Origin of the sequence: Campylobacter concisus UNSWCS, assembly GCF_000466685.1 — a bacterium.
Lineage (GTDB): Bacteria > Campylobacterota > Campylobacteria > Campylobacterales > Campylobacteraceae > Campylobacter_A > Campylobacter_A concisus_A.
On the sequence record NZ_ANNG01000025.1, the window covers coordinates 1 to 24,367 of the forward strand.

Annotated in this window: 26 protein-coding genes; 13 read left to right on the forward strand and 13 right to left on the reverse strand. The window is 38.8% G+C overall.

From position 1 onward, the window contains the following. Positions 1–1,347: autotransporter outer membrane beta-barrel domain-containing protein (locus UNSWCS_RS05990; RefSeq protein WP_035143626.1), on the forward strand; the 1,347-nt coding region annotated here is incomplete at its 5' end. Here UNSWCS_RS05990 and UNSWCS_RS11965 read toward each other — a convergent pair. From UNSWCS_RS11965 to UNSWCS_RS06020, 7 genes are all read right to left on the reverse strand, one after another. Continuing rightward, positions 1,344–1,730 (reverse strand): hypothetical protein, encoded by a 387-nt coding sequence (locus tag UNSWCS_RS11965; protein WP_162142142.1) that lies wholly within the window; start codon positions 1,728–1,730, stop codon positions 1,344–1,346. The genes UNSWCS_RS05990 and UNSWCS_RS11965 overlap by 4 nt on opposite strands. 739 nt (positions 1,731–2,469) lie before the next feature. Beyond that, on the reverse strand, positions 2,470–2,730 hold the full coding sequence (gene rpsR, locus UNSWCS_RS05995; protein WP_021085886.1) for a 30S ribosomal protein S18: 261 nt from the start codon (positions 2,728–2,730) through the stop codon (positions 2,470–2,472). A gap of 16 nt (positions 2,731–2,746) precedes the next feature. Further along, positions 2,747–3,274, reverse strand: coding sequence for a single-stranded DNA-binding protein (locus UNSWCS_RS06000; RefSeq protein WP_021087759.1), 528 nt, complete (start codon positions 3,272–3,274; stop codon positions 2,747–2,749). Positions 3,275–3,287: 13 nt separating this feature from the next. Continuing rightward, positions 3,288–3,707 carry a 30S ribosomal protein S6 gene (gene rpsF / locus UNSWCS_RS06005; protein WP_004317779.1) on the reverse strand — a complete coding sequence of 140 codons (420 nt, stop codon included), beginning with the start codon at positions 3,705–3,707 and terminating at the stop codon, positions 3,288–3,290. Between the two features lie 77 nt (positions 3,708–3,784). Next, a complete protein-coding gene (holA, locus tag UNSWCS_RS06010) occupies positions 3,785–4,783 on the reverse strand; it encodes a DNA polymerase III subunit delta (RefSeq protein WP_021087778.1) in 999 nt (332 codons plus the stop codon). Next, the gene (locus UNSWCS_RS06015; RefSeq protein WP_021087764.1) at positions 4,776–6,695 is read right to left on the reverse strand and encodes an RNB domain-containing ribonuclease; all 1,920 of its coding nucleotides are present in this window, start codon (positions 6,693–6,695) and stop codon (positions 4,776–4,778) included. The genes holA and UNSWCS_RS06015 overlap by 8 nt, the downstream gene beginning before the upstream one ends. After that, a complete protein-coding gene (locus UNSWCS_RS06020; protein ID WP_021087771.1) occupies positions 6,692–7,510 on the reverse strand; it encodes an HDOD domain-containing protein in 819 nt (272 codons plus the stop codon). The genes UNSWCS_RS06015 and UNSWCS_RS06020 overlap by 4 nt, the downstream gene beginning before the upstream one ends. Before the next feature lie 147 nt (positions 7,511–7,657). Between UNSWCS_RS06020 and ilvC the strand changes: the two genes are divergently transcribed. Genes ilvC through ruvX form a run of 4 tightly spaced genes read left to right on the forward strand, consistent with a single transcriptional unit; the run spans position 7,658 to position 11,291 of the window. After that, positions 7,658–8,680 (forward strand): ketol-acid reductoisomerase, encoded by a 1,023-nt coding sequence (gene ilvC / locus UNSWCS_RS06025; RefSeq protein WP_021087767.1) that lies wholly within the window; start codon positions 7,658–7,660, stop codon positions 8,678–8,680. Positions 8,681–8,683: 3 nt separating this feature from the next. After that, on the forward strand, positions 8,684–10,144 hold the full coding sequence (locus UNSWCS_RS06030) for a divergent polysaccharide deacetylase family protein (protein ID WP_021087765.1): 1,461 nt from the start codon (positions 8,684–8,686) through the stop codon (positions 10,142–10,144). After that, positions 10,141–10,911: a DNA-processing protein DprA gene (gene dprA, locus UNSWCS_RS06035; RefSeq protein ID WP_021087770.1), complete on the forward strand. Its 771-nt coding sequence runs from the start codon at positions 10,141–10,143 to the stop codon at positions 10,909–10,911. Before UNSWCS_RS06030 ends, dprA begins: the two co-directional genes overlap by 4 nt. Continuing rightward, positions 10,908–11,291 carry a Holliday junction resolvase RuvX gene (ruvX, locus tag UNSWCS_RS06040; RefSeq protein WP_004317765.1) on the forward strand — a complete coding sequence of 128 codons (384 nt, stop codon included), beginning with the start codon at positions 10,908–10,910 and terminating at the stop codon, positions 11,289–11,291. The genes dprA and ruvX overlap by 4 nt, the downstream gene beginning before the upstream one ends. Here ruvX and UNSWCS_RS06045 read toward each other — a convergent pair. The 6 genes from UNSWCS_RS06045 to UNSWCS_RS06070 form a co-directional block, all read right to left on the reverse strand. After that, entirely contained in the window at positions 11,286–12,080 is a 795-nt protein-coding gene (locus UNSWCS_RS06045; RefSeq protein ID WP_021087781.1) for a hypothetical protein, read from the reverse strand. The genes ruvX and UNSWCS_RS06045 overlap by 6 nt on opposite strands. Next, a complete protein-coding gene (gene queA, locus UNSWCS_RS06050; protein ID WP_021087760.1) occupies positions 12,077–13,099 on the reverse strand; it encodes a tRNA preQ1(34) S-adenosylmethionine ribosyltransferase-isomerase QueA in 1,023 nt (340 codons plus the stop codon). Before queA ends, UNSWCS_RS06045 begins: the two co-directional genes overlap by 4 nt. Then, complete coding sequence (gene tatC / locus UNSWCS_RS06055) at positions 13,092–13,847, reverse strand: twin-arginine translocase subunit TatC (protein ID WP_021087782.1); 756 nt, start codon at positions 13,845–13,847, stop codon at positions 13,092–13,094. Before tatC ends, queA begins: the two co-directional genes overlap by 8 nt. After that, complete coding sequence (gene tatB / locus UNSWCS_RS06060) at positions 13,847–14,245, reverse strand: Sec-independent protein translocase protein TatB (protein ID WP_012140063.1); 399 nt, start codon at positions 14,243–14,245, stop codon at positions 13,847–13,849. Before tatB ends, tatC begins: the two co-directional genes overlap by 1 nt. A 67-nt stretch (positions 14,246–14,312) precedes the next feature. Beyond that, positions 14,313–15,359, reverse strand: coding sequence for a radical SAM family heme chaperone HemW (gene hemW / locus UNSWCS_RS06065; RefSeq protein ID WP_021087757.1), 1,047 nt, complete (start codon positions 15,357–15,359; stop codon positions 14,313–14,315). A 54-nt stretch (positions 15,360–15,413) separates the two neighbouring features. Further along, positions 15,414–16,298 (reverse strand): helix-turn-helix domain-containing protein, encoded by an 885-nt coding sequence (locus tag UNSWCS_RS06070; RefSeq protein ID WP_021087780.1) that lies wholly within the window; start codon positions 16,296–16,298, stop codon positions 15,414–15,416. Between the two features lie 108 nt (positions 16,299–16,406). On the opposite strand from UNSWCS_RS06070, the gene UNSWCS_RS06075 reads away from it, so the two are divergent. From UNSWCS_RS06075 to UNSWCS_RS06110, 8 genes are all read left to right on the forward strand, one after another. Next, on the forward strand, positions 16,407–18,359 hold the full coding sequence (locus UNSWCS_RS06075; RefSeq protein ID WP_021087783.1) for a TonB-dependent receptor domain-containing protein: 1,953 nt from the start codon (positions 16,407–16,409) through the stop codon (positions 18,357–18,359). A 1-nt stretch (position 18,360) separates the two neighbouring features. Further along, positions 18,361–19,452, forward strand: coding sequence for a PepSY-associated TM helix domain-containing protein (locus UNSWCS_RS06080; RefSeq protein WP_021087784.1), 1,092 nt, complete (start codon positions 18,361–18,363; stop codon positions 19,450–19,452). Positions 19,453–19,515: 63 nt separating this feature from the next. Then, on the forward strand, positions 19,516–19,980 hold the full coding sequence (locus UNSWCS_RS06085) for an RNA pyrophosphohydrolase (protein WP_021087786.1): 465 nt from the start codon (positions 19,516–19,518) through the stop codon (positions 19,978–19,980). Beyond that, entirely contained in the window at positions 19,980–21,179 is a 1,200-nt protein-coding gene (locus UNSWCS_RS06090; protein WP_021087776.1) for an aspartate kinase, read from the forward strand. Before UNSWCS_RS06085 ends, UNSWCS_RS06090 begins: the two co-directional genes overlap by 1 nt. Further along, positions 21,179–21,718, forward strand: coding sequence for a HobA family DNA replication regulator (locus UNSWCS_RS06095; RefSeq protein WP_021087775.1), 540 nt, complete (start codon positions 21,179–21,181; stop codon positions 21,716–21,718). Before UNSWCS_RS06090 ends, UNSWCS_RS06095 begins: the two co-directional genes overlap by 1 nt. Continuing rightward, complete coding sequence (locus UNSWCS_RS06100) at positions 21,719–22,339, forward strand: DNA polymerase III subunit delta' (protein WP_021084343.1); 621 nt, start codon at positions 21,719–21,721, stop codon at positions 22,337–22,339. Then, positions 22,336–23,475 (forward strand): dihydropteroate synthase, encoded by a 1,140-nt coding sequence (folP, locus tag UNSWCS_RS06105; protein WP_021087769.1) that lies wholly within the window; start codon positions 22,336–22,338, stop codon positions 23,473–23,475. The genes UNSWCS_RS06100 and folP overlap by 4 nt, the downstream gene beginning before the upstream one ends. 24 nt (positions 23,476–23,499) lie before the next feature. Continuing rightward, positions 23,500–24,360: an NADAR family protein gene (locus tag UNSWCS_RS06110; RefSeq protein WP_021087756.1), complete on the forward strand. Its 861-nt coding sequence runs from the start codon at positions 23,500–23,502 to the stop codon at positions 24,358–24,360. The last annotated feature ends 7 nt before the right edge of the window (positions 24,361–24,367 follow it).

Consider the following 24,367-nt stretch of genomic DNA (forward strand, 5'->3'; position numbering starts at 1 on the left):
AGCACTTCTGACCTTAGCACAGTTACAACTGCAGCCGCAGCCGCAGCTACTACTGCTGAAACAGCTATGGCTACTGTAAAAACAGATGCTACAGCAGTTAAAGCTCAAGATACTATAATAGAAACTTCTACTAAGGCTATCGCTGATCAAAAAGCAAAAGTAAAAGAAATTTCTAACACTAGAGCAAAAGCTATCGCTACATCTGAAAATTTAGATAAAGGCGAAAGCGATGTGCTAACTGCGCTTTCTGATATCTTTGATAGCAATGCTAGAGTAGAGAGCATCATCGCAGATGAGTCTGCTGACGATGTAGCTGAGGGCGTAAGCGAACTTCACTCAACACTTGACACAGCTACAAAATCGCTAAATAAAGGTAACTTTACTGATATAGTGATCTTTAATACAAACCTTGCAACAAATACACGTCTAGCAAAACTATCAAATCCATATAATGGAAATTTAGCACTTGCTTATGCTGTTAAAAATATGGCTGGTGAGAAATTTGCAGATAATGGCAGCGATGCACTAAGCTCAGTCGTAAAAGAGTATACAAACAGATACAACTACGACAACAACCTATGGGGCAATGTATTTGGCGGTAAAGCAAAAGTAAAAGATGCTGCAAATACTGACGTATATGGCTTTACTCTAGGCTATGACAAAGCATTTGACAACACAATAGTTGGTGGTTTCTTCACACTTGCTAAAGCTCAATCTGATGGCAATAATGTAAAAAATGATGCTAATAACTATAGCTTTGGTGTATATACAAGAAGCTACTTTGGTCAAAATGAACTAGACAGCAAATTTGCTTATGGCTTTGCTAAAAATACTCTAAAAACAAAATCAAGCCTAATAGGTGATAATGAAGGCAAATACGACAGCAAATACTTCGATATCGCACTTGATTATGGTTATGTATTTGACATCGGTAACGCTAAATTTGTAAAACCTATCTTCGGTCTTGAATATACAAACCTCAAAAATGACAGCTTTACAGCTGGCGGTCCTGTAGAACTAAACTTTGCAAAAACAAGTGTAAAAACTTTAAATGCAAAACTTGGAGCTGAATTTAGAGCTTATACAGAAAAAGGCGACTACTTCTATGTAACTCCGGGTATCGAGAGAGAACTTAGCAAAAGCGCAGATGATAGCGTGTTAAATTTTGCTGGCTCAAGAAATGTAACTTTTGATGCAGATAAGAAAAAATACACTTATGCTACATTAAAAACTGGTGCTGAGTTTAAGATCACTGATAGTCTTAGCACAAACATCAACTTTGGTGTTAAAGCAAGATCTAAAAATCAATTCTACAACGGCACTTTAGGACTTTCTTACAAGTTCTAATAACACATCAAAGCACGCTCTTTAGCAACCGGAGCGTGCTTGCTTAGTTTCATGATAGATCCAAATCCCTTCGATCCAAGCTCACTTAGGGCTTGGATTTTAAAGTTTCTATAGTTTTTATAATTGCTAACCTTTTGTCTTTTTAAAACTAATCCAACTAAAAATAAAAAATTTGCTGCTTGGCTTAAATTTATAAAATTTGAGAGCGGAAATTTAGATAAATTTAATATTGAACATGGCTTTTGATCAGCTAATGTGAAGCGATGAAGGTGTTTTATTTGATATATAAAAAATTTAAGAATATTGATTTTATAGTCGGGCATATCGCTGGATCGCAAATGAGATAAGATTTTAAAAAATAAGATGAGAGAAATTTCAAGCATCACAGCAAAGTGAAAAATTCGTTTTTAGTATAAGTTAAAATTTGTGTGCAAGCCTAGGGTGTTTAATAATATTTTGAAATATTTTATAAAGCTTCATCTAGTAAATTTATAAAAAACATAGACAAATTTTTAAAACCTCGGTTGGATTTTTTGGTATGAAATTTATTTTTTAGGCAATATTTATATAAAATTATGCGCGTTCAGATGCTTTAAAATAGCTTATAAGTAGAATTTGAAGAGCCAAACTTTATAAAAGACTTAGAAAATAAGTGAAATTAAAGACGTAAATTTAAAAAAATAGACAATGTTTAAACAAAATTTGGCTTTGCTGATAAGTTTTAAATTTTTTAAGCAATCACCTTTTGAAATATTGCAGTAATTTAAGAATTTAGCGAGTGAAATTTATAAAAGACTTTCAAAAACTTGATGAAATTTAATATGTAAATTTTAAAAATAGACAACGTCTAGAGAAATCTGGCTACTTTGGAGGCTTTAAAATGCTTATAGGATTTAAAAATTAGCTAGTAAATTTATAAAAAAGTTTTCAAAAAGCGTGAAAAATTTACGAGGTAAATTTAAAAATTAGACAATATTTAGATAAATTTGGCTAGCTTGGTATTTTTAAAAAGCTTATAAATTTAAGAATTTGATTAGAAAATTTTATAAAAGATTAGAAATAGTAAAGATTAAGAGTTGAATTTAAAAGATTTTAGCCCAAAATAGGGCTAAAATTTATGGATTATAGACCTTCAAAAGGGTTTGAAACTACGTCTTTGCGATCAATTATGTAAGGTATGATAGCTGCGTGGCGAGCTCTCTTGATCGCTTTTTCTACCATCTCTTGGTATCTTTTTGATGTGCCAGTTAGGCGTCTTGGCATGATTTTAAATCTCTCTGACAAGCAATACTTCAAAAGTGAAGTGTCTTTGTAGTCTATAAAATCAATTTTTGCTTCTGTAAATTTGCAATATTTGCGTGAATATTTTCTTTTTTCTGCCATTTTTTATCCTTTAAAATTAAAACGGTATTTCTTCATTGTTGAAACTATCAGCATCAACGTCTATATCAGGAACTTCTGAATAACTCTCTTGCTTTCTTTGTGGCGCAGCTTGTGGTCTAGCTTCTTGTTGGCGGTTATATTGGTTATTTTGATATCCGCCTTGCTGTCCGTAGCCACCGCTATTTTGGCTATTCATAGAGTATCCGCCTTGTTGCGTTTGGTTATTTGAGCCAAGCATTTCCATGCTCTCAACGGCGATAGAGTGTTTTGAGCGATTTTGTCCGTTATTGTCGGTCCACTGATCAAATTTGAGTCTTCCTTCGATAAGCAGCTTCGATCCCTTGTTGAGATATTGGTTTGCTATCTCTGCACTCTTGCCAAAAAATGATATATCAATAAAGCAAGTCTCATCTCTTCTTTCCCCATTTGAGGTGATTTTGCGTGTCACAGCTATACTAGAATTTCCTATGGCAACGCCGCTAGTAGTATATCTAAGCTCTATATCTCTGGTTAAATTTCCAACTAATACTACTTTATTGAACATTTTTTATCCTTGATTATTCTTCTGTAAATGTTTGCTCGTCTACTTTTTCAGCTCTTGGCTCGCGTGGTGCTCTTGGCTCGCGAGGTTCTTTTTTTATAGTTTGCTTGATGCCTTTGCAAAGTCTTTCCCAAGCTGCGATTTCGCGTTTGTTTTCATATTTAACGCTTAAAAATCTTATGATATCTTCTGTGATCCTTACGTTTCTTGTAAGCTCTGCAAGAAGTGCTGGTGGAGCTTTGTAGTAGATAACAAAATATGTTCCACGCTCATATTTTTTGATGGTATAAGCTAGCTTTCTAGTACCCATCTCAACGACAGTAGCGATCTCGCCGCCGTTTTTTGTTATGACTTCTTTTACGAAATCAACCTTAGCTTTAACTTCCTCTTCCGTCAATGTCGGCTTAAGAATAAATAAAAGCTCGTAATGTTTCATTTTTTCTCCTTATGGATATTTAGCTCACTTTGTGAGCAAGGATTTTGCATTAAGCAAGGGTGGATTTTAGCTTAAATTTACTTAATATTTGCTGTTGATATGAGGTGCTGGAGGTTTAAAATGGTCGATAAAACGAAAATTTCTTTATCCATTTTTGTATTTGTTTTTAGCTCTAGCTCGGCTAAATTTAGCGTTTTAAATATCTCTAAATAGGCATTTAAACTTAACTTTAAGCTATTTGCTTTTAGTAAATTTGCCACATTTACTGGCGGTTGGTAGCCGATCGCTTCGTCTAAATTTAAGCGGCCATTTATCTTGATGTAAGAGTAAATTTTAAACAGCCTAAAAAATGCTTTATAAAGTGAGTTTAGAAGTAAAATTTCATTAAAATTTGGATCTTCTAAATAGGTAAAAAAGTCGTTTTTTATATCTTTTAGAGCCATAAATTTATTGAAAAAGTCATCAAAATTTATCCCGCCAAGTCCAAAAACTAGCTTTTTTACATCGTCTTGTTCGATGTGGGTGTTTAGGCTCTTTAGTTTTGTCAGCTCGCTTGCTGCAAGGTATAAATTTTCATTATGTGTAAAATAAAGCTCATAAAGTGCGTTTTTGGTTATGTTTAAGCCTATTTTAGCCGAGCTTTTGGCTAGTAAATTTATCGCTTCATCTGGGTTTGAGGGCTTAAAAAATCTAGCAAAATTTGTCCCAAATGCCTTTTGTGTATCAAAAACTAGCTTCATATCAGCCTCGTAAAGCTCAAACAAAAAGTAGTTGTCCTTGCTTTTTGAACAAAGCGATATGAGCTCTTTTAGCTCTTTTGCTGGGATCTTTTTGTCGCTTTTTACATAGAGGATATTTTTGCCACCAAAAAGCGACTGCTCGCTTAGGTGAGAGCTTGCTTGTGCGTAGTTGTACTCGTCAAAATAAAGGCTTAATAAATTTGCATCTTCGCTTGAGTAAAAGCTTAAAATTTCCTTGCCAAAAAGCTCGATCTGAAACTCGTCCGCGCCAAAAAGCAAGAAGTAGTTGCTTAAATTTGCATTTGCTAAATTTAGCTCCAAATCTTTTCTATACATCGATCTTTCTTACCACTTTTGCAAAAATTTTAGCGCTCGCGATGTCGGCTTCTGTGATCTTTACGACAAGCTTTTGAAGTAAATTTGCGCTGTATCCAGTGATGAAAATCCTAGCTCCAACAAAGTAATCATCAAGCTTAGCGACCAAAACATTTTGGTTTTCGCTCACGTAGCAACGCACCTCTTTGCCGATATTTGCAGCTGCCCAGCGTGCAAATTTCCTATCCATAAAGTCGTAGGCCACCTTGTCGGCCTCTCTTTCAAGCTCGCTTAAGGTTGCGCATGTACTTTGGATGTTTAAAAGTAAGAAGTTGTAAAGCTTCTCATCTTTTGAAATTTTAGCCTTTAAAAGTCTGTGTAAAATAAGGTCAGAATAGCGTCTAATAGGGCTTGTAAAGTGCGTATATCTGTCAAATCCAAGCCCAAAGTGGCCTAAATTTTCACTTGAGTATTCAGCCTTTTTTTGAGACTTGATGATGAGCTTATCTATCTCTTCGCGGTTGCCTAGTTCGTCAGCCTTTGCTTGGATCTTTCTTATCAAATTTGCAAGGTCGCTCTCGTAGGTAAAGTCAAGTCCCAAAAGCTGCAAGTCCTCAAGCAAGGTATCTATCTTTTTAAAATCAGGCGAAGCGTGGTTTCTAAAAACGCCCTTTGTGATGAGCTTAGCAGCAGCCTTGTTTGCTAAAAGCATGCAGTCCTCAACAAGTCTATGTGAGTCGGAGTCGCTTTCAAACCTAGTTTGTGAAATTTGACCCTCATCATCAAGGCTCATTCTAAGCTCTTTTGTCCTAAAGTCAAACGCGTGTAAAAGCCTTTTTTTGCGAAGCTTTGTGGTGAGTTTAAAAAGTGGCTTGATCCATGAAATTTCACACTCTCTTTTGCCCTCTAAAATTTCATCGATCTCATCGTAGTTAAAGCGCCTTTTTGAAAGGATGATCGCTTCAAAAAGCTCCTCTTTTTTTACATCGTTGTTTGCATCAAGTGAAATTTTAAAACAAAATGCAAGGCGCGGCACGTCTGGCTTTAGCGAGCAGATATTTTCACTAAGCGCGCGCGGCAACATCGGCACTGAGATGTGCGGAAAGTAGATAGAAAAGCCTCTTTTTTTAGCCTCGCTATCTATGGCGCTATATGCGGTCACATACTCGCTTACATCGGCAATTGCGACGTAAATTTCGCGCTTTTTCTCATCAAAATATATGGCATCGTCAAAGTCCTTAGCATCGACTGGATCGATCGTGCAAAAGTCTAAATTTCTTAGATCGACCCTGTTTGGATACATGCTAGCATCGACTTCATCGCCAAAAGCCTTTGCTTCAAGCTCGCAGGCCTCGCTAAATTTATCGTTTTTATTATAAATAGCAAGCGAAATTTTCTCATCGCTTAGCGGATCTTCTAAATTTCCTAAAACCTCGACTATTTCGTTGTTTAGGTTGTTTATCTTTAGTAGCGTCCCAAGCGGGAGCATCTTTAGGCTTTTTTGCGTTGCCTTTAGGGTTGTGCTTAGTCCAGTTTTTAAATTTACCCCTAAAATGGCCGCTCCAAAGCGTTTTGTATAGACCACGCTAGTCTCATTTGCAAGCTTTAGGCTCATTACTATCTTAGCGCTTTGGCGTTTTTTCTTAAGTGGCAAAAGCTTTGCTAGCACGATATCGCCAAGGTGAGAGTTGTTTAAATTTTTATTTTCTACGATGATATCTTGCTTGAAGCGCTTGTCAAATGGCATGATAAAGCCAGTTGCGTTTTGGCTGATGTCTAGCTTGCCGCAGACATAGCCGTTGTTTAGGTAAAATTTATCTTTATGTAAGCTTACGGCACCAAGATTTAGGAGATTACGTAAGACCTCTTTATCTTCGTTTGATATCTCTTTTTCTTTGATGCCAACTAGAAGTGATGTTAAAAATTCTTTCACAAATTGTCTTTGACTTTGCTAACAGCCATTAAAAATGTATCTCTCTCAAAGCCATATTCATTTATAAGAAGTGTTGCGTTATTTACGCTCACATCATCAAGCTGGTTAAAGATATTAACCGCTGTTTTTACTACCTTTAGGGCCCTTGCATACTCTTTTATGTGATCAGGTGCCTCTTCAGGAGTGTTTGAGTAGAGGATAGAATTTCCAAGCTCGATCTCTAAATTCCACTGCTCAAAAATTTGAGCTGTAACCTCTTCGTTTGTGATGTCTAAAATTTCAGACTCTAAAAGCGCAAGGTCATAAGTAGATGAGATTTCTTTAAGTTTTGTTTTAAATTCTTTTACTTTACTTTTTTCTGTGAGTTCATGTGCTAAAACGAGCTTACCAACTTCAAGCATAAATGAAGCAGGAGAAAGGATTTCTAAATGTCTAGGCTTGATCTTTGAATACCAGTGATACATCAAAGCATTTTGCATGATTGAGATATTTAAAAAATCTTGTGCGGTAATGTCATACGGCTCTAAATTTATAGAAAAGGTCTTTTTGATGGCACTTGATAGCGCAAAACCGCGGATAGTAGCCATGCCAAAAAGTGAAATGGCTCTTGCGATAGTTGTGATCTCTTGAGAAAAACCGTAAAGTGGTGAGTTTGCTGAACGCAAGATATTTGCTGTTAGCATAGGGTCTTTCTCGACCACTTTTGTGAGGTCATTTATCGAGCTATTTTCGTCAGCATGTAGGCGCTGGATCTGTATGACAGTGTCGTCTAGTGGCGGAAGCGCTTTGATTTTTTTAAAAATTGATTCATTCATGTAAAGTGACTCTTTTAGTTAAAAATTTTGTCACATTATAGCAAAAAGCTGCAGCATAAAACTTAAAGATACTTTTTTGCTCTTTTTCAGCAACGTTTTTGTTGCTAAAATGTATAATTTCGCCAAATTTTAACAATAGGAGAAACAATGGCTATAAATGTTTATTATGATAAAGACTGCGATTTAAGCCTTATTCAAAGTAAAAAAGTAGCGATCATTGGCTTTGGCTCACAAGGTCACGCACACGCTGAAAATTTAAGAGATAACGGTGTAAGTGTTGTTATAGGTCTTGCAAAAGGCGGCAAAAGCTGGGCAAAAGCTGAGGCTAAAGGCTTTGAGGTAAAAACTGTTAGCGAAGCTACAAAAAGCGCTGACGTGATCATGATCTTAACGCCAGATGAGCTTCAAGCTGAAATTTATAAAAATGAGATCGAGCCAAATTTAAAAGATCACGCTGCTATCGCATTTGGACATGGTTTTAACGTTCATTTTGGACAGATCAAAGCTCCAGCAAACATAGACGTCATCATGATCGCTCCAAAAGCTCCAGGACACACAGTTAGAAGTGAATTTGTAAGGGGTGGCGGCATACCTGATCTTATAGCTGTTGAGCAAAATGCAAGTGGAAAGGCTAAAGAGATCGCTTTAAGCTATGCTTGCGGTATAGGTGGCGGTAGAACTGGCATCATTGAGACAACATTTAAAGATGAAACTGAAACAGATTTATTTGGCGAGCAAGCTGTGCTTTGCGGTGGTCTTTGCGCACTTGTAAATGCTGGCTTTGATACACTTGTAGAGGCTGGATATGAGCCTGAGATGGCGTATTTTGAGTGCTTACACGAGCTAAAACTAATCGTTGATCTAATGTATCAAGGTGGCATGGCTGATATGCGCTACTCTATCTCAAACACAGCTGAATACGGCGACTACGTAAGCGGCGTAAGAGTAGTTGGCGAAGAGAGCAGAAAAGCTATGAAAGAAGTTTTAAGAGAAATTCAAAATGGTAAATTTGCAAAAGACTTCATCCTAGAGAGAAAAGCAGGATATGTTAGAATGAATGCTGAGCGCGGTATAGCCGAGAGAAGCTTGCTAAATAAAACTGGCAAAAAACTTCGCGCAATGATGCCTTGGATAACTAACGGCAAACTTATAGATCAAAGCAAAAACTAAGCCTTGAGCGAAAAAAAGACTACAAAGAAGCGTCCTGCAAAAAAGAGTGTAGGTCGCTCTCATAATAAAATTTTACTTGGTATCGGCGTCATTGCTGCCATTTTGATAGTGGCACTCATCGCAGCTCTTAGCATCAAAAATAAAGATGTTGAGCAGATAAGTAAAGTAAATGAGCCAAAGAGCGAGAAGCAAATTTCAAAAAAAGCTGAGCAAAAAGTTGCTAGCAAAGATAAAAAACAAGAGTATGAGAAGAGAAAATATCCTCTAAAATTTGATGAAGATGAAAATTTAAGTAAAATTTTTACCGATCCTAAACACAAAAGCGAACTTGCTCTAAAGCCAAAAACTGAGCCAAAAGAGCAAAAAAAGATAACTCCTGAGATAAAACCTGAAGTAAAAGTAGAAGCTAAAAAAGAAGAGCCAAAAAAAGAGCAAAACGATACGAAAAATTTGCTTGCAAATTTATATAAAAATATGCAAAGTAGCGTAGATGTAAGCCATGAAGCAAAGAGTGAAGAAAAGCCTGAGCAAAAGGTCGAGCAAAAGGTCGAGCAGGTTATCGAGCCATTTTACGCAGGCAAAAATGAGACAAAAACAGAGGCAAAGATAGAGCAAAACAAAAGCGCTGAAGCAAATTTAAGCATAAAAGAAAATTTAAATCATAGTGAAATTTTAAAACCAGAACCAGCTAAAAAAAGTGAGGTTGAGCCTAGTAACAAAGCCAAAAAGCAAATTTATAGCGAAAAACCGCAAAAAGAGAGCGCGAAAAAAGATGACTTTGCAGTTGTGCCATTTACTCCAAATAGCAGTGTAAAAGGGCGTGCTAAGCTAGTGCTAATAATCGATGATGTGGCGACATTTGAGCACGCTAGCATGGTAAAATCAATCGGTTTAAAGATAACTCCGTCTATTTTCCCAGCGACAAAAACTCATCCAGATACGCCAAATATCGCTAGAACGTTTGAGTTTTATATGATACATCTGCCGATGCAGGCAAAGCACTTTGATAGCCCAGAGATAGGCACTCTTACGATAAATGAGAGCTTTGAGAGCATGCATGAAAAGATAAAAAAGATACGAAGAGACTTCCCGCGCGCAAAATATACAAACAACCACACAGGATCACGATTTACCAGTGATTATGACGCGATGGACAAGGCTTATAGAGCGCTGATAGAGCAGGGTTTTATCTTTGTTGATAGTAAGACGATCGCTCAAACAGCCGTGGCAAGGGCTGCGAAAAAGTATAATCAGCCTTACATTTCAAGAGATATATTTTTAGATGATGATCCATCGGCTAGTGCGGTTAGGCGAGAGCTTATAGCTGCTGTAAATTTAGCCAAAAAAAGGGGCTACGCGATCGCCATCGGACACCCAAAGAAAAACACGATCGCAGTGATAAAAGCTAGTAAAAACAACATCTTAAAAGATGTAGAAGTTGTTTATCTAAAAGATATTTTATGAAGCTTGAAATCATCCCAGAGGCGCTAAATAGGCTAAAAAATCCCCCAAAAGAGCTAAATTTCATAGGTGACACCTCGCTTCTTAGCATGCCAAAAGTTGCAGTCGTTGGCTCAAGAAAGGCAAGTGTCTATACAAAAGAGTGTGTTGCAGAACTTTGCGCAGCGCTAAAAAGCGCAAATGTCTGCGTGGTAAGTGGTGGGGCTATCGGCGTGGATATCACGGCGCACAAGGCTGCCATGCCACGAACTATCGGTGTTTTTGCAAATGGACTTGACATCATCTATCCAGCTCAAAATAAAGCAGCGATAAGAGAAATTTATGAAAAGGGCTTGGCTCTAAGTGAGTATGACGAGGGCGAGCCGCCGATTGCTTATAGGTTTTTAGAGCGAAACCGCATAGTTGTGGGGCTTGCGCAAGCTCTTGTGGTAGCTCAAGCTGATCTAAGAAGTGGTTCGATGCAAAGTGCAAGGCTTGCAAATGAGCTTAAAATCCCTCTCTTTGTCCTGCCTCAGCGCATAAATGAGAGTAGTGGAACGAATGCTCTGCTGGCTAGCAAAAAGGCCGAACTTATCGATGATTACGTTAAATTTGCCTCACTTTTTGGCGAGGTAAAAGTGCAAGAAAAAGTTGATGATGAGATCTTGAAATTTTGCAAAAATGGCGTTAGCCTTGATGAAGCATTGGCTAAATTTGGCGAGATCATCTATGAATACGAGCTTGATGGGCTAGTTGAAATTTCAAATTTAAGAGTAAAAAGCGCACTATGAGAGAGAAATTTATGGCGATCGATGTTGGACTAAAGCGCATAGGGCTTGCTTTTGGCTTTGGCGAGGTCGTGACACCCCTTGAGCCAGTGCTTAGAAAAAATAGAAATCAAGCCGCAAGAGATGTGAGCCAAAAAGTAAATGAATACGCTCCAAACACGCTAGTAGTGGGCGTTCCGATCGGCGGCAGTAGCGAAGATGAGATGAGAAGGCGCATAGAGCATTTTGTCTCGCTTCTTGATGTGCAGGCTAATATCGTATATCAAGACGAGGCCTTTAGCAGCAGCGAGGCAAGTGAAATTTACACAAACACAAAGCGAGATGGCAGGCTCGATAGCGTCTCAGCCACTATCATCTTGAAGAGATATCTAAAAATTTTATAAATTTCTAGCCACCACCCCTAAAGTCTCGTGCAAGCTATCGCTAGTAAATGGCTGTCTAAGCGTAGTCATCTTCTCGCTTTTAATGCTTTTGGCTTCATCCTTGCTGATGATGACGATGTAGAAATTCTTAAGCTTTTGATAAGTCAGCATCTCATCAAGCCTTACTTTGTCGCTTAGATACTCCTTTTGCACAAAGATGATGTCTGGCTTAAAAATGGCATCTTTTATGTGTAAATTTAAACTCTCAAAGCTCTTTTGTTTGCTAAGCTTCAGCCCTGTAAAGCTTAACTCATGACTTAGTGTTAAAAATAAATTTTCATCATCGCAAGCTATTATCGCATTTTTGCCTAGAAGGCTGGCTATCTCGACGCTTTGCCTTTTAAATGTCCCGCTTTTTGGCAGTGGCACGCTTATGCTTATATTAAAGCCGTCCTCAGTTTCGCTCATCTTGGCATTTAGCTCTTTTAGTAGCTCGCTAGCTTCTTTTACTAGCCTCTCATTTGGCTTTTGCGGGCACGAAGTGCATCTTATATGTATGTCAAAATGCACCAAACTTAGGCTGTAGCTTACTAGAGTAAAGGATATGAGCAGTTTTGAGTTGCTAACGCTATTTAGGTAAAATTTGCTTAAATTTTTGATCGCGCCTATTAGCTTATGCGCTTCAAAGCTTAGATAGCGTGGGTAGTTTGGGTTGTAGTTAAAGACGATGGCGTTCTTCCCAGCCGCTGCGTCCTTAAAAAGCGCCTCCAAAAATAGCTCCATCTGCGCGACAAAATCGACATTTTTCATATCACAAGCATCCCATCGCCATAAGAGTAAAATCTATACTTTTCGCTAACTGCCGTTTCGTAAATCCTCATCGTCTCTTCAATCCCTATGAAGCTAGTAACTAGCATGATTAGCGTTGATTTTGGCAGGTGAAAATTTGTTAAAAGGTAGTTTTGCCTGATTGGTCTATTATTTAGGTTTAAAAATAGCTTGCAAAAGCCGCTTGGCTGCTTGCTTCTAGCAAACTCTTCAACGCATCTAGTAACCGTCGTGCCAACGCCAAGTATGGGCTTATTTGAGTTTATGATCTCTTGAGCTTTTTCGCTTAGCTCGTAAAACTCAGAGTGCATTTTGTGGTCGTTTATGTTTTGGCACTCCACGCCTTTAAACGTCCCAGCACCCACGTGAAGAGTGATGTAGGCGACCTCGTGCTTTGCCTTTATTCTCTCTAGCATCTGCTCGCTAAAGTGCAGACTAGCTGTTGGAGCTGCGACTGCGCCGCTATTTTTAGCAAATATGCTTTGATACCAGCTCTCATCGTCCTTTGTATCAGCCCTTTTGATATATGGCGGAAGTGGGACGTGGCCGATCTTTTCTAGCTCACTAAAAAGTCGCGCCGTATCTAAAATAACGCCATTTTTGGTGAAATTTACCACCCTTGAGCCATCATTATTTAGCTCAAGCACATTTACCTTTATATCATCAGCGAAATTTAAAACGCTGCCGACACTTACTCTGCCTCTTATATAGACGCTAAATTTATTATCGCTAAGTGGTTGATTTAGCATCACTTCGCAGGCTCCGCCACTTTGTTTGCGTCCTAAAATGCGGGCCTTAACTACCTTTGTATTGTTAAAAATAACCGCGGCGTCATCTGGGATGAGACTGGCTAGATCTTTAAATTTATAGTGTTTTATCTCTTTTGTTTTTTTAAGATAAACAAGCAGTCTCGCCTCTTCTTTGGGCAAAACTGGCTCTTTTGCGATGAGCTCGTTAGGCAAAAAGTAGTCGTAGCTTGAGATGTTGTTTATATCACTCATCGCCTGCGTCGCTGTCTGTATCGCTATCTTCTTCATCGTCGTCGCTTTTACCGGCTCTTTTGGCTACGATGATAGAAATTCCATAAAGTCCGATGAGTGGCACTGCCATTAAAATTTGACTTATAACATCTGGCGGTGTCACGATGGCTGCGAAGATGAAGATGACGACTACTGCGTATCTGAAGTAGTCTTTTAACATCTTGTCATCGACTAGGCCGATCTTTGCTAAGAAAAATGTAATGACTGGCAGCTCAAATGAAATTCCAAAGCCGATCAGCAGTTTCGTGAAAAAGCCCACGTACTCGCCTATGCTTGGCAGTGCCGTAAAGAGCTGACCGCCAAAATTTACCAAAAATGTAAAGCCAAGCGGGATGACCACGTAGTAGCAAAACGCCGCCCCGCACGCAAACATAAATGAGGCTGAAAGCACAAATGGGATCACATATTTTTTTTCATTGTCATAAAGTCCAGGTGCGACAAATAGCCAAAACTGCCAAAAAATGATAGGCAAAGCAAGCACCAAGCCAGCAAAAAAGGCGACCTTCATCGCAGTGAAAAATGGCTCTTGAATTTGTGTAAAAATGATGTTTGAACCAGCTGGCAAGACCTGCTTTAGTGGCTCGCTCATCCATGCAAGCAGTGGATTCCAAAATGTAAAACAGATGCCAAAACAGACAAAAACGCTTACTATGCTTATAAAAAGCCTCTTTCTAAGTTCAATCAAATGGGGTCTTAGCTCTTCAAACATCACGCCTCTTTTTTATCGTTTAAGATCGCATCTTTAACTAAATTTGTTGGATTTTGTATATTTTCTACCGTTTTTTTGGTGTCGCTTACGACGTTTTGAATGCTCTCAGTGACGTCACTTGCGCTTTTCTTGATCTCGTCAAGCTCTTCAAAAGTGAGTTTTTTACGCACGCTTTGAGCGCTTTGAGTTATGCTCTCTTTGTATTTTTGAGCGTCCTCTTTGAGCTCGGCTATCTTCATCTCTTGATCAAATGTTGATTTTGCGTCATTTATGCCTTTTTTAAACATCTTTAGAAATTTGGCGATCTGCACCATAGCGCTTGGTAGCTTGTCAGGGCCCAAAACTAGCACGGCGATCACGGCGATGACCAATATCTCAGAAAAACTCATTCCAAACATTTTTGCCTCTGTTAAATTTCATTTAAGCTTTGTATTTTATCTTGACTTTGCTCAAATTTTTATAAATTTAGCCCTCGATAAAGAGTGCGATCTCGTCGCTTAATAAGAAATTTGGGTTGTAGAATTTGCCATTTTTAAAGAGTAGTTTTTCATTTTCTACAAGTAAATTTGCTCTTTTTTTCTGAGCCTCGCTTAAGCGCCCAGCCTCCACGCCAACGATGCTTCTAAGCCCTAAAAATATATGCTCTCTTGCTAGCTCGCTTTGGCTTAAAATTTCTCTTTCTCTATGCGTTGGCTGCGTGATGTAGGCATCTATGCTATTTTTGGCGTAGTATCTGGTGGCGTCCTTAAAGCCCACGCTAAAAGCTCCCACGCCAAGGTAGTTTTTGCCCTGCCAGTAGCCAAGATTGTGCTTGCAAATTTGCCCGAAATTTGAAATTTCATATTGCTTAAAGCCAGCCCTCCCAACCTGCTCTATCATAAATTTAGCCAAAGTGTCGCTATTCTTTTTATAGCTTTTTTTGCCAGCAAATGGGGTGTTTTCTTCAAGTGTGAGCGAGTAGGCGCTAAGATGCGTGATAGCAAGGCTTTTTAAGTTTTCAACCTCAGCCAAAAGGCGCTTTTTGGTATCAAATTTAGTGTCATAGATGAAGTCTAAATTTATATTTTTAAAGCCAGCTGCATGGGCATTTTCAACCGTTTTAAAAATTTGCTCCTTGCTGTGGATGCGCCCTAGAAATTTAAGCTTATCTTCAAAAAAGCTTTGCGCGCCAAAGCTTATGCGGTTTGCGCCTAAATTTTTTACATGCTTTAGCCAAGCTAAATTTGCTGAATTTGGATTTGCCTCAAATGTGATCTCGGTTTTAGGCGTGCAAAGTGGAGCTAAAATGCTAAAAATTTCATCATAAAAGTTAGCATTTACTGCGCTCGGTGTGCCACCACCAAAAAATATGGTTGAAATTTCTTTTACATTTTGGCTTTTTAGCTGGAAATTTAGATCAAGGCAAAGCGCTTTAAAATAGGTGCTAACCTTTTTAAATTCGTCATCGCTTGAGCCAAAGGCGCAGTAAGGACACTTGCTCTCGCAAAATGGCACGTGGATATAAACTTGCAAATTTCTCTCTTTTTAAATTTTGGCGATTATAAGAAATTTGGCATTTAGAGCAGTTTAAAAGTAGCTTTTTTGCCTTATTAGCTCACTTGGTAAAAAGCCAAAAGTGCCTTTAAAAATTTTTGCAAAATGCGCTGCATTTGTGTAGCCAACGATGCTAGCGGCCTCTTTTATGCTGATATCATTTTGTTTTAAAAGGGCAAATGCAAGCTTTAGCCGCTCTTTTGCTAAAAGCTGATAGATCGTATCTTTGAAAAAGAGTTTAAAATTTTTCTTAAGCCAAAAGTCATTAGTGCCGCAAAGGTGCGCTAACTCTTTGATGCTTGGGGGATTTTGCATGCGAGTAAGCAAAATTTTCTTAGCCTTTAAAAGCAGCTTCTCTTCATCGCTACTAAAGTAAATTTTCTCATCTTTTAAAGCTTTGCTCTTATAGATAAGCTCTAAAATTTTTGACTCTATAAAAATTTCTCTCATCATACCATCATATAAATTTGTCGTCTCAAGCTCGTTTAAAACGCAAATTTGAGCCTTATCTTTTTTGCATTTTATAAGATCAAATTTCTCTTCAAATTTTAGCTCACTAAAAATTTCAAGCTTATTTGCGTAGTTTTCTTCAAAAAGCAAGGTTTTGGTTTTATAAAATTTATTTTGATATTCAAAAACGCCTTTTAAGCTATCATTTACCAGTCCTATGCAAAACTCATCCCTGCTTAAAAGGTACTCTTTTTTATCAAGCTTGAAGCAAAGATTATCTTTTGCTTCGTTAAACATCAAAAATAGATATTTTTTATCTCCCTCGCTCTCTCTTTTTATGATTTTGTTGCATAAAATCTCGCTTTTTAGGTAGCTGATGCCATTAGCTTGTTTAAAAAATTCTACATTTATCCGCTTGTTGCTTTGCAAGATTTTACTTATGCCATATCTTTTATCTAAATTTATCATTTTATCCCTTGAGCGTTAAATTTAATCCCTCTAACGTTATGTCTGATATTGATAACGATTATTTTATTTTAGTAAAATGTGATTTAAATTTTAATAAGGAGTTTTTTTGTGAGAAGTCTATTAAAAATTTCTATTTGTGCGGCAGTTTTTATAAATTTACCGCTCTTTGCAAATGAAGATAAAGTTCTGCCAGAGGTTAAAGTAGTGAGTGCAACTGGCTTTGAGCAAAATATAAAAGACGCCCCTGCAACGCTTAGCGTCATCACTCAAGATGCGCTAGAAAAGAGAAATCACAAGGACGTTGAGAGCATGGTAAAAGACGTGCCAAGCCTTTTTGGAGCGACTCCCGAAGCGGCAAATAGACGAGGAATTTCTATACGCGGATTCTCTCCAAGATTTACTAAAATTTTAGTAAATGGCATGCCAGTGCCAGGAGATAACGCTTATAAGGGGCTAAGAAGTGTTGGAGGCTCATATAGTTTCATCCCACCAGCAAGTGCGATAAGTCGTATCGAAGTGATACGAGGTCCTATGAGCTCGCTTTATGGCAGTGACGCACTGGGTGGTGTGATAAATATCATAACAGATGAGTTTAGCAACGACTTTCATGCAAATCTTGGCTCAAGCTATAAATTTGCTAGAAATAAAAATATAAGCGGCGAGTTTTACAACAGCCTCTATCTACACTCTGGGCTAATAGACGATGTTTTAAGCATCTCAGTTTATGGCAAAAATTTAAACAAGTCAGAGGATAAAATCTCATACGCAAACAGAGAGCAAAAAGATAGAAATTTTGGCACGAAGCTCTTTTTTAGACCAAATGAAAATAACGACATCACGCTTGAGCTTGCAAGAAGCGACGTGAAATATAAAAGAAGCAAAGGCAAAACACTATCAACTGGTACTAACTCGGTTGCTAGCGAGAGAATAAAGGGCGATGTGATAAATTTAAGCCACGAAGCAAGGCTTGATAATATCTTGCTTCAAAGCTATTTATCTTATGGCAAGATAAAAGAGATCGCGCAACAAAATTTAACGCTAAAAACACTAAATTTTGATACAAAAGGCTCATATTTTACTGATAACAACGCCTTTACTTTAGGGCTAAACGCCAAAAAAGAAAAGCTTGATGAAAAGGCTACCACAGCAGACGCTGCAAATGTAAAAAGATATGATGTTTCACTTTACGGCGAGGATGATTATCACCTTACAAAAGACTTTATCTTAAGCACTGGCATTCGCTATAACTACGACGAGAACTACGGTTCGCACGTTTCACCAAGAATTTATGGTATCTATAACTTAAATGACTTTTTTGCCCTAAAAGGCGGAGTTAGCACAGGATACGCGACGCCTGACATCAAACAACGCACGCAAGATCTTGCATTGCCATTTGCTGGAGGACGTGGGGCACAGCTTGGCAGAAGTAGCCTTAAGCCAGAGACAAGCGTGAGCTATGAATTTGGCGGCGTTTATAATGACAATGAAGGCTTTGAAGCATCGCTAACTGGCTTTTACACAAGTTTTAAAGATATGTTAAGCTATAGCCCTATCTGCACCTCAAGACCTGGTAACCCTTGCACGCATAAAGGCAAAATTTATCGTCGTGGGATTTGGGAGAGTGTAAATATCGGCAAAGCTGAAATTTACGGAGTTGAACTAACAAATGAGTGGCAAGTCACAAACGCTCTTAGGCTAAATCAAAGCTACGTTTATACAAAATCAAAACAAAAAGATGGAGCGGAGATAGGCAAAAGCTTAAACAACTATCCGCTTCATACATTTAAATTTGGAGCGAACTACGAGCTAAACAGATGGCTAAATTTCTGGTCTCAGATAAATTATTATGGTAGGACTAAAAACTCATTTAGCTATGCTGATGACATCAGACCTTACGTGATCGCTGATCTTGGTATAAACTACAACGTAACTAAAAATTTCAGTCTAAATTTGAGCGTTTATAACCTCTTTAATGAGTACTTTACGACAAGATCTGGCAGATACGACATCTTGATAGCTGACGGACAAAAGATCGAACTTGGCTTTAACTTAAAGTTTTAAAATGATAAAAATTTTGAAAAAATTTCATCTCATCTTGGCTTTTATCTTTGCCTTGCCGCTTCTTGTGCTTAGCATTAGTGGGGCGATCATCTCGTATCATGATGAGATAATCGATATCTTTAGCAAAGATGAGGTCGTGGCTGGCAAAAAGCCTTTAGAGATAGATGAAATTTTAAAAATTTTTAGCAAAAGTGAGCCAAATTTTAATCTTAGCTACCTAAAGATAAAATCAGAGGCAAACAAGGCTTACGCCATAAGCGGAACTAGTGAAAACGGCAAATTTGAGTCGTTTTTCATAGATCCTTATACAGGAGAAATTTCAGGCAAAAATAGCGCAGAGAAATTTATAGGGCTGGTTTTAAATTTGCATAAAAACTTAGCCCTTTCGCTTTTTAAAAATGAAAATTTGACCAAATTTGCAAGCGAGCTAGTGGCACTCTCTACGCTTGCGTTGCTTTTTATCTTGATAAGCGGGGCGGTGATATATTTTTGGAGGTTTAGAAGCAGGGTGGGGGATGTTTTTAAGCTAAATTTAAAGGCAAGAAAATTTGCATTTTTGTATTCGCTACACGGTTTTTTGGGTATCTATCTTGGCGCCGTTTTAAGTGTGATTTGCATTAGCGGGCTTTACTTTTCTTATGAGAGCTTTGCTAAGGTTATAAATCAAATTTGTGGCGAAGAAAAGGTCTTTAAAAAGCCAAATTTTACAAACAAAAATGGCTTTAGCTTAAGCGACGAGCAAAAGGTGGCAAACCTTAAAAAGGCTTATGAAATTTTCATCTCCAAATTTGGAAACGAGTTTGAGGCTTTAAATTTTATAGCAAATAGCGGAGGCGTCAAATTTATGCTCTTTTACCTGCCAAAAGGTGCTAGCGAGAGAGATGGCGTTAGGCTTTTAGTCGATACAAAAAGCGAGCAAATTTCAAAAAATGCCATGCCAAAGTCATTTGAAATTTATAAATTTATGCTTGATTTGCACGCTGGATATATCTTTGGTGAGCTTGGTAAATTTATATTTTGTCTAGCATCATGCGGTGTGGTTTTACTGCTTTTTAGTGGAGGTGCGATTTATTACAAACGGCGCAAAAACTAACTTCATTTATCTATCTCTTAACTCTTTTTCGTTATCATCTCAAATAAATTTTTTGGAAAAGACATGCAAAAAAAATATAGACCAAATGTAGCAGCTGTCATTTTGTCTAGCTCTTACCCTTTTAAATGCGAAATTTTAGTCGCAAAAAGGGTTGATATGGACGATATCTGGCAGTTTCCTCAAGGCGGTATAGACGAAGGCGAAAGTCCAAAACAAGCGCTAAAAAGGGAGCTTAAAGAGGAGATCGGAACTGATAAATTTGACTTCTTAGAAGAGTATCCTGATTGGCTTAGCTACGACTTTCCAGCAAATGCGTCAAAGAGATTTTATCCATTTGATGGGCAGACGCAAAAGTACTTTTTGGTTAGGCTAAAAAACGGTGCGAGCATAAATTTAAAGACTGAGCATCCAGAGTTTAGCGAGTATAAATTTGTAGATATCAACAAGGCTTTAGAGGGGATAAATCACTTCAAAAAGCCTATTTATGACAAAGTTTTGAGTTATTTTAAAGAGAAAGGATATTTTTGATGTTAATCGTTCAAAAATTTGGCGGAACTAGCGTAGGCACGCTTGAGCGCATCGAAGCTGTGGCAAACAGGGTCATAGAGACTAAAAACAGCGGCGCTGACGTGGTTGTGGTAGTTTCTGCGATGAGTGGAGTTACAAATCAATTGGTCGAATATAGTGAGTATTTCTCAAAGCACCCAGACGGCGTTGCTACTGATATGCTTTTAAGCTCTGGGGAGCAAGTAACCACCGCGCTTTTGACGATTGCACTTAATGCAAAAGGCTATGCGTGCGTAGGACTAACTGGCGCAATGGCTGGGATAATGACTGATGATGTGCATACAAAAGCTAGGATAGAAAAGATAGACACCACTAGGTTAAAAGCTGAGCTAAAAGCTGGCAGGATCGTCGTCGTAGCAGGCTTTCAAGGCATAGACGACAAAGGCGATATCACCACTCTTGGCAGAGGTGGAAGCGACCTTAGTGCGGTTGCCCTTGCTGGGGCGCTTGAAGCTGATCTGTGTGAAATTTTTACCGACGTTGATGGCGTTTATACGACTGATCCAAGGATAGAAAAAAAGGCAAAAAAGCTAGAAAAGATAAGCTATGACGAGATGCTTGAGCTCGCCTCTGCTGGGGCGAAAGTGCTTCAAAATCGCTCAGTCGAGCTAGCAAAAAAACTAAATGTCAAACTAATCACAAGAAGCAGTTTTAACCACAACGAAGGTACATTAATAGCAAAGGAAGATAATATGGAAGCGGTTTTAGTAAGCGGTATAGCACTAGATAAAAATCAAGCAAGAGTAACTTTAAGAGGCGTAGTCGATAAGCCTGGCATCGCAGCTGAAATTTTCACAGCTCTAGCTCATCAAAATATAAATGTAGATATGATCATCCAAAACGTAGGACACGACGGCACGACAAATTTAGGCTTTACAGTGCCACAAAACGAGCTTGACCTAGCAAAAGAGACTATGCAAAAGCTCTCAGCTGCAAAACATGTCGAGTATGACGATGCGATCGTGAAAGTCTCGGTTATCGGCGTAGGCATGAAGAGCCACAGCGGCGTAGCATGTCTAGCATTTGAGACGCTTGCGAAAGAGGGGATAAATATCCAGATGATCTCAACAAGTGAGATAAAAATTTCAATGATCGTCGATCAAAAATATGGCGAGCTCGCGGTTCGCGTGCTTCACGATGCGTATAAGTTAGATAAATAATGCAAGATTTTATCCAATGGACGCTTGAGACTATAAGAAGCGAAAGATATATGAGCTGGATGGAGGAGAAGCGCGTTGAATGGACGCCTTTGCTTGCATCTAGGCTTAAATTTTTGCTTGATAGCAAGGCTTTTATAGTCATCTGCGACGATGAGCGAGAGTGGTTTGAAAACTATCTTTTAAGAAATATCAACCGCACAAAAAGCGAGCGTCCATTTTTGCCATTTTTTAGCCTAAGATCGCTCTATCCAGCCTTTGACAGCGTCGAGACAAACGAGCAAAAACAACTTTTAAAAGATATGCTAAGCCTTGCCTTTCCAAATGGCTACATCTTTTTTTATATTGGCAAAAGCATAGACAAGCGTGCCAATTTAGCTAAGACTGACGAAAACAGCTATATGTGGCTCTTTGATGAGCAGGCGCAAAATAGCTTCACGCTAAGCTCGAGCGATGAAAACTTAGACATTAAACTTCTAAATTTATATAAACTTTTTGACAAGAGCATAGACGCTGTGCTCTTTGCAAAGGTGATACTCTAAATGCTAAATAAAATCGTCATAACAAGCGATTTTGAAAATTTAAAAGCCAAGCTTGAAGCCGAGTTTGGCGTAAATAACTTAAGATTTTTTATAAGCGATGATTTTTTGCTAGAAAATGCAAAAGAGGTCATCGCTGAAGCCTACATCGCCGAAAAAGATGAGAAAATTTTAGTCATAGAGGCGAAGTCTTTTCGCACCGAGGCTCAAAACGCACTTTTAAAGATCATTGAAGAGCCCCCAAGAAACATCAAATTTATAATAGTAACGCAGAGTAAAAATTTGCTTCTACCAACGATAAGATCGAGGATGCTCATAGAAAATAAGCTCACCAAAAAGCCAAAAATGAGTGTGGAGCTAAATTTAAAATCGCTTAGCCTAAAAGAGCTAACAAGCTTTATCGATCAAAAGATAGCAGAGGAACAGGCGCAAAAATTTGGCAAAAACGAGCTAAAAGAGCTTGTGGGCGCTATCGTGACAAAGGCGGTTGATAGCGGGTATAAATTTAGCGGCGATGAGATGGAGTATTTTTTCTCACTCATCAAGCTTGCCGATCTAAACGCCAAGTCTCATGCCGTTTTGACGCCACTTTTGCTTACTATCTTTGAGAAAGGACGACGTTGAAATTTTATAAGATAAATAACAAAAGCGACTTTGATCAAATTTGCAAGGCCATCTCGCCAAGTCCGGCTGGTGCGAAGCTCATGCAAGAAAAGAGCGAGATCAATTTTATCTTCATTGACGAGATAAAGACCCCTGCGGCAAATATCCTAAAGCAAGACGCCCTAAGTGTCGGCGCCGAGCTTGTGACGCATAATGATACGATCTTGGGTCGCGAGAGTCTAAATAAAGCCTTGCTAATGGCGACAAACGCGCAGCTTAGGCAATTAGCAAAAAAAGAGAAGCTACAAGACTTTGGACTTAAAAAGCTTGCAGTTTTTTTGGAGACTAAATTTACAAAACCCACAGAGCCTCTTATAATGGGCGTTGCAAATATAAATAGAGATAGTTTTAACGAGCAAAGCCGCATAAATACACAAAATGGCATAGCAAAAATCGAAGCCATGATCGAAGCAGGAGCCCACTATATCGACCTTGGCGGCGTTAGCTCAAGGCCGGGGAGCGAGTATTGCGGACGTGAGGAAGAGTTTAGGCGCATAAAAGATATCGTGGAGGAAATTTACAAGCTAAATTTACATGAAAAGGCAAAATTTAGCCTTGATAGCTTTGATCCTTATTGCTTAGAATTTGCGCTAAATCACGGCTTTAGGATGATAAACGACATCACGGCAAATGCAAATTTAGCCTCGCTTGCTGCAAGATATGACGCGCAGTTTTGCATGATGCACATGCAAGGCGATCCTGCCACCATGCAGATTGCGCCAAAGTATAACGACTTAATCGGCGAAATAACGGATTTTTTTGAGCAAAAGATAGCCCTTGCAAGGGAGCTTGGCGCTAAAAAGATAGTGCTTGATGTGGGCATTGGCTTTGGCAAGACGGCTGAGCAAAATTTGCTGCTTATTAAGCATTTGGAGCATTTTTTGAAATTTGAGTGCCCGCTACTTGTTGGTGCTAGCCGCAAATCAGTGATAAATCACTACTATAAAAGCGAGGTCAAGGAGCGCTTGCCAGGCTCACTTTATCTGCATCTAAAGGCCTTCGAAAACGGTGCGCAGATCATTAGAACGCACGACGTGGCAGAGCATAAGCAGCTTTTCGATATGCACGAGGCGATGAACCAAGCCACGCTTTGGTAGGGCGCTTGGCTAAAAAGAGGCTAGATGAAAAATTTACTTCCACCGCCTTGGATCAAATTTCCAAGTATAGATCCATTTTCCATCGGCTGGAGGATGGGCGCTGGCGAGGATTATAAGTTTAAATTTAACGACTGGCTTAAAACGCTAAGCCAAGATGAACGTAGCGAGTATCAGCAGCTCTTTGCTGAGCCTGCGACGTGGCGTGGTTACTGGGATGAGAGACTAGGCTCTGATGAAAGCACGCTTTTTATCAAAGATGAATTTGTCACCGACCTTTGGGAGCGTGAGCCTAGATATGAGTTAAAGTGGCTAAAAAAGCGCTACAACGCTGGCAAGGCGGATAAATTTCTATTATTTTGGGGTCATCAAAAAAGCGCAAATTTAAGTGCCAGCTGCCTTAGTCAGTGGTACGGCTCTAGTTTTTGGGAAGATGAAACTAGATACATTTGCGCCGAGCAATATATGATGGCTAAAAAGGCTGAGTGTTTTGGCGACGAGGAGACTTTAGAGCAAATTTTATCCGCCAAAGATCCAGCGCAGATGAAGGCGCTTGGCAGGCAGGTGCGTGGCTTTGACGCCAAGGTCTGGGACGAGATAAAATTTAGCGTTGTGCTAAATGCGAGCTATTTAAAATTTAGCCAAAATGCCCCTTTGCGAGATTTTTTACTTCAAACTGGGAGCAAAATTTTAGTCGAGGCAAGCCCAGTTGATAAAATTTGGGGCATAGGTTTGGCCGCAAGCGATGAAAATGCGCAAAATCCTATGAAGTGGCGAGGGCAAAATTTGCTTGGCTTTGCGCTAATGAGGGCTAGAGACGAGATAGCAAAGGTCTATAAAAATGTCCATTTATGTGACGCAAGAGAGCTAAATTTGGATCATTTATAAAGTATGT

Bases quoted from the DNA above. Each gene is read 5' to 3' on its own strand.
- UNSWCS_RS11965 (WP_162142142.1), bottom strand. From the start codon at position 1,730: ATGCTTGAAATTTCTCTCATCTTATTTTTTAAAATCTTATCTCATTTG.
- UNSWCS_RS06090 (WP_021087776.1), top strand. From the start codon at position 19,980: ATGTTAATCGTTCAAAAATTTGGCGGAACTAGCGTAGGCACGCTTGAG.
- UNSWCS_RS06100 (WP_021084343.1), top strand. From the start codon at position 21,719: ATGCTAAATAAAATCGTCATAACAAGCGATTTTGAAAATTTAAAAGCC.
- queA (WP_021087760.1), bottom strand. From the start codon at position 13,099: ATGAGTGATATAAACAACATCTCAAGCTACGACTACTTTTTGCCTAAC.
- dprA (WP_021087770.1), top strand. From the start codon at position 10,141: ATGAAGCTTGAAATCATCCCAGAGGCGCTAAATAGGCTAAAAAATCCC.
- ilvC (WP_021087767.1), top strand. From the start codon at position 7,658: ATGGCTATAAATGTTTATTATGATAAAGACTGCGATTTAAGCCTTATT.
- ruvX (WP_004317765.1), top strand. From the start codon at position 10,908: ATGAGAGAGAAATTTATGGCGATCGATGTTGGACTAAAGCGCATAGGG.
- UNSWCS_RS06000 (WP_021087759.1), bottom strand. From the start codon at position 3,274: ATGTTCAATAAAGTAGTATTAGTTGGAAATTTAACCAGAGATATAGAG.
- rpsF (WP_004317779.1), bottom strand. From the start codon at position 3,707: ATGAAACATTACGAGCTTTTATTTATTCTTAAGCCGACATTGACGGAA.
- UNSWCS_RS06085 (WP_021087786.1), top strand. From the start codon at position 19,516: ATGCAAAAAAAATATAGACCAAATGTAGCAGCTGTCATTTTGTCTAGC.
- UNSWCS_RS06095 (WP_021087775.1), top strand. From the start codon at position 21,179: ATGCAAGATTTTATCCAATGGACGCTTGAGACTATAAGAAGCGAAAGA.
- UNSWCS_RS06045 (WP_021087781.1), bottom strand. From the start codon at position 12,080: ATGAAAAATGTCGATTTTGTCGCGCAGATGGAGCTATTTTTGGAGGCG.
- tatC (WP_021087782.1), bottom strand. From the start codon at position 13,847: ATGTTTGAAGAGCTAAGACCCCATTTGATTGAACTTAGAAAGAGGCTT.
- holA (WP_021087778.1), bottom strand. From the start codon at position 4,783: ATGTATAGAAAAGATTTGGAGCTAAATTTAGCAAATGCAAATTTAAGC.
- UNSWCS_RS06080 (WP_021087784.1), top strand. From the start codon at position 18,361: ATGATAAAAATTTTGAAAAAATTTCATCTCATCTTGGCTTTTATCTTT.
- rpsR (WP_021085886.1), bottom strand. From the start codon at position 2,730: ATGGCAGAAAAAAGAAAATATTCACGCAAATATTGCAAATTTACAGAA.
- tatB (WP_012140063.1), bottom strand. From the start codon at position 14,245: ATGTTTGGAATGAGTTTTTCTGAGATATTGGTCATCGCCGTGATCGCC.
- UNSWCS_RS06020 (WP_021087771.1), bottom strand. From the start codon at position 7,510: ATGAATGAATCAATTTTTAAAAAAATCAAAGCGCTTCCGCCACTAGAC.
- UNSWCS_RS06070 (WP_021087780.1), bottom strand. From the start codon at position 16,298: ATGATAAATTTAGATAAAAGATATGGCATAAGTAAAATCTTGCAAAGC.
- UNSWCS_RS06110 (WP_021087756.1), top strand. From the start codon at position 23,500: ATGAAAAATTTACTTCCACCGCCTTGGATCAAATTTCCAAGTATAGAT.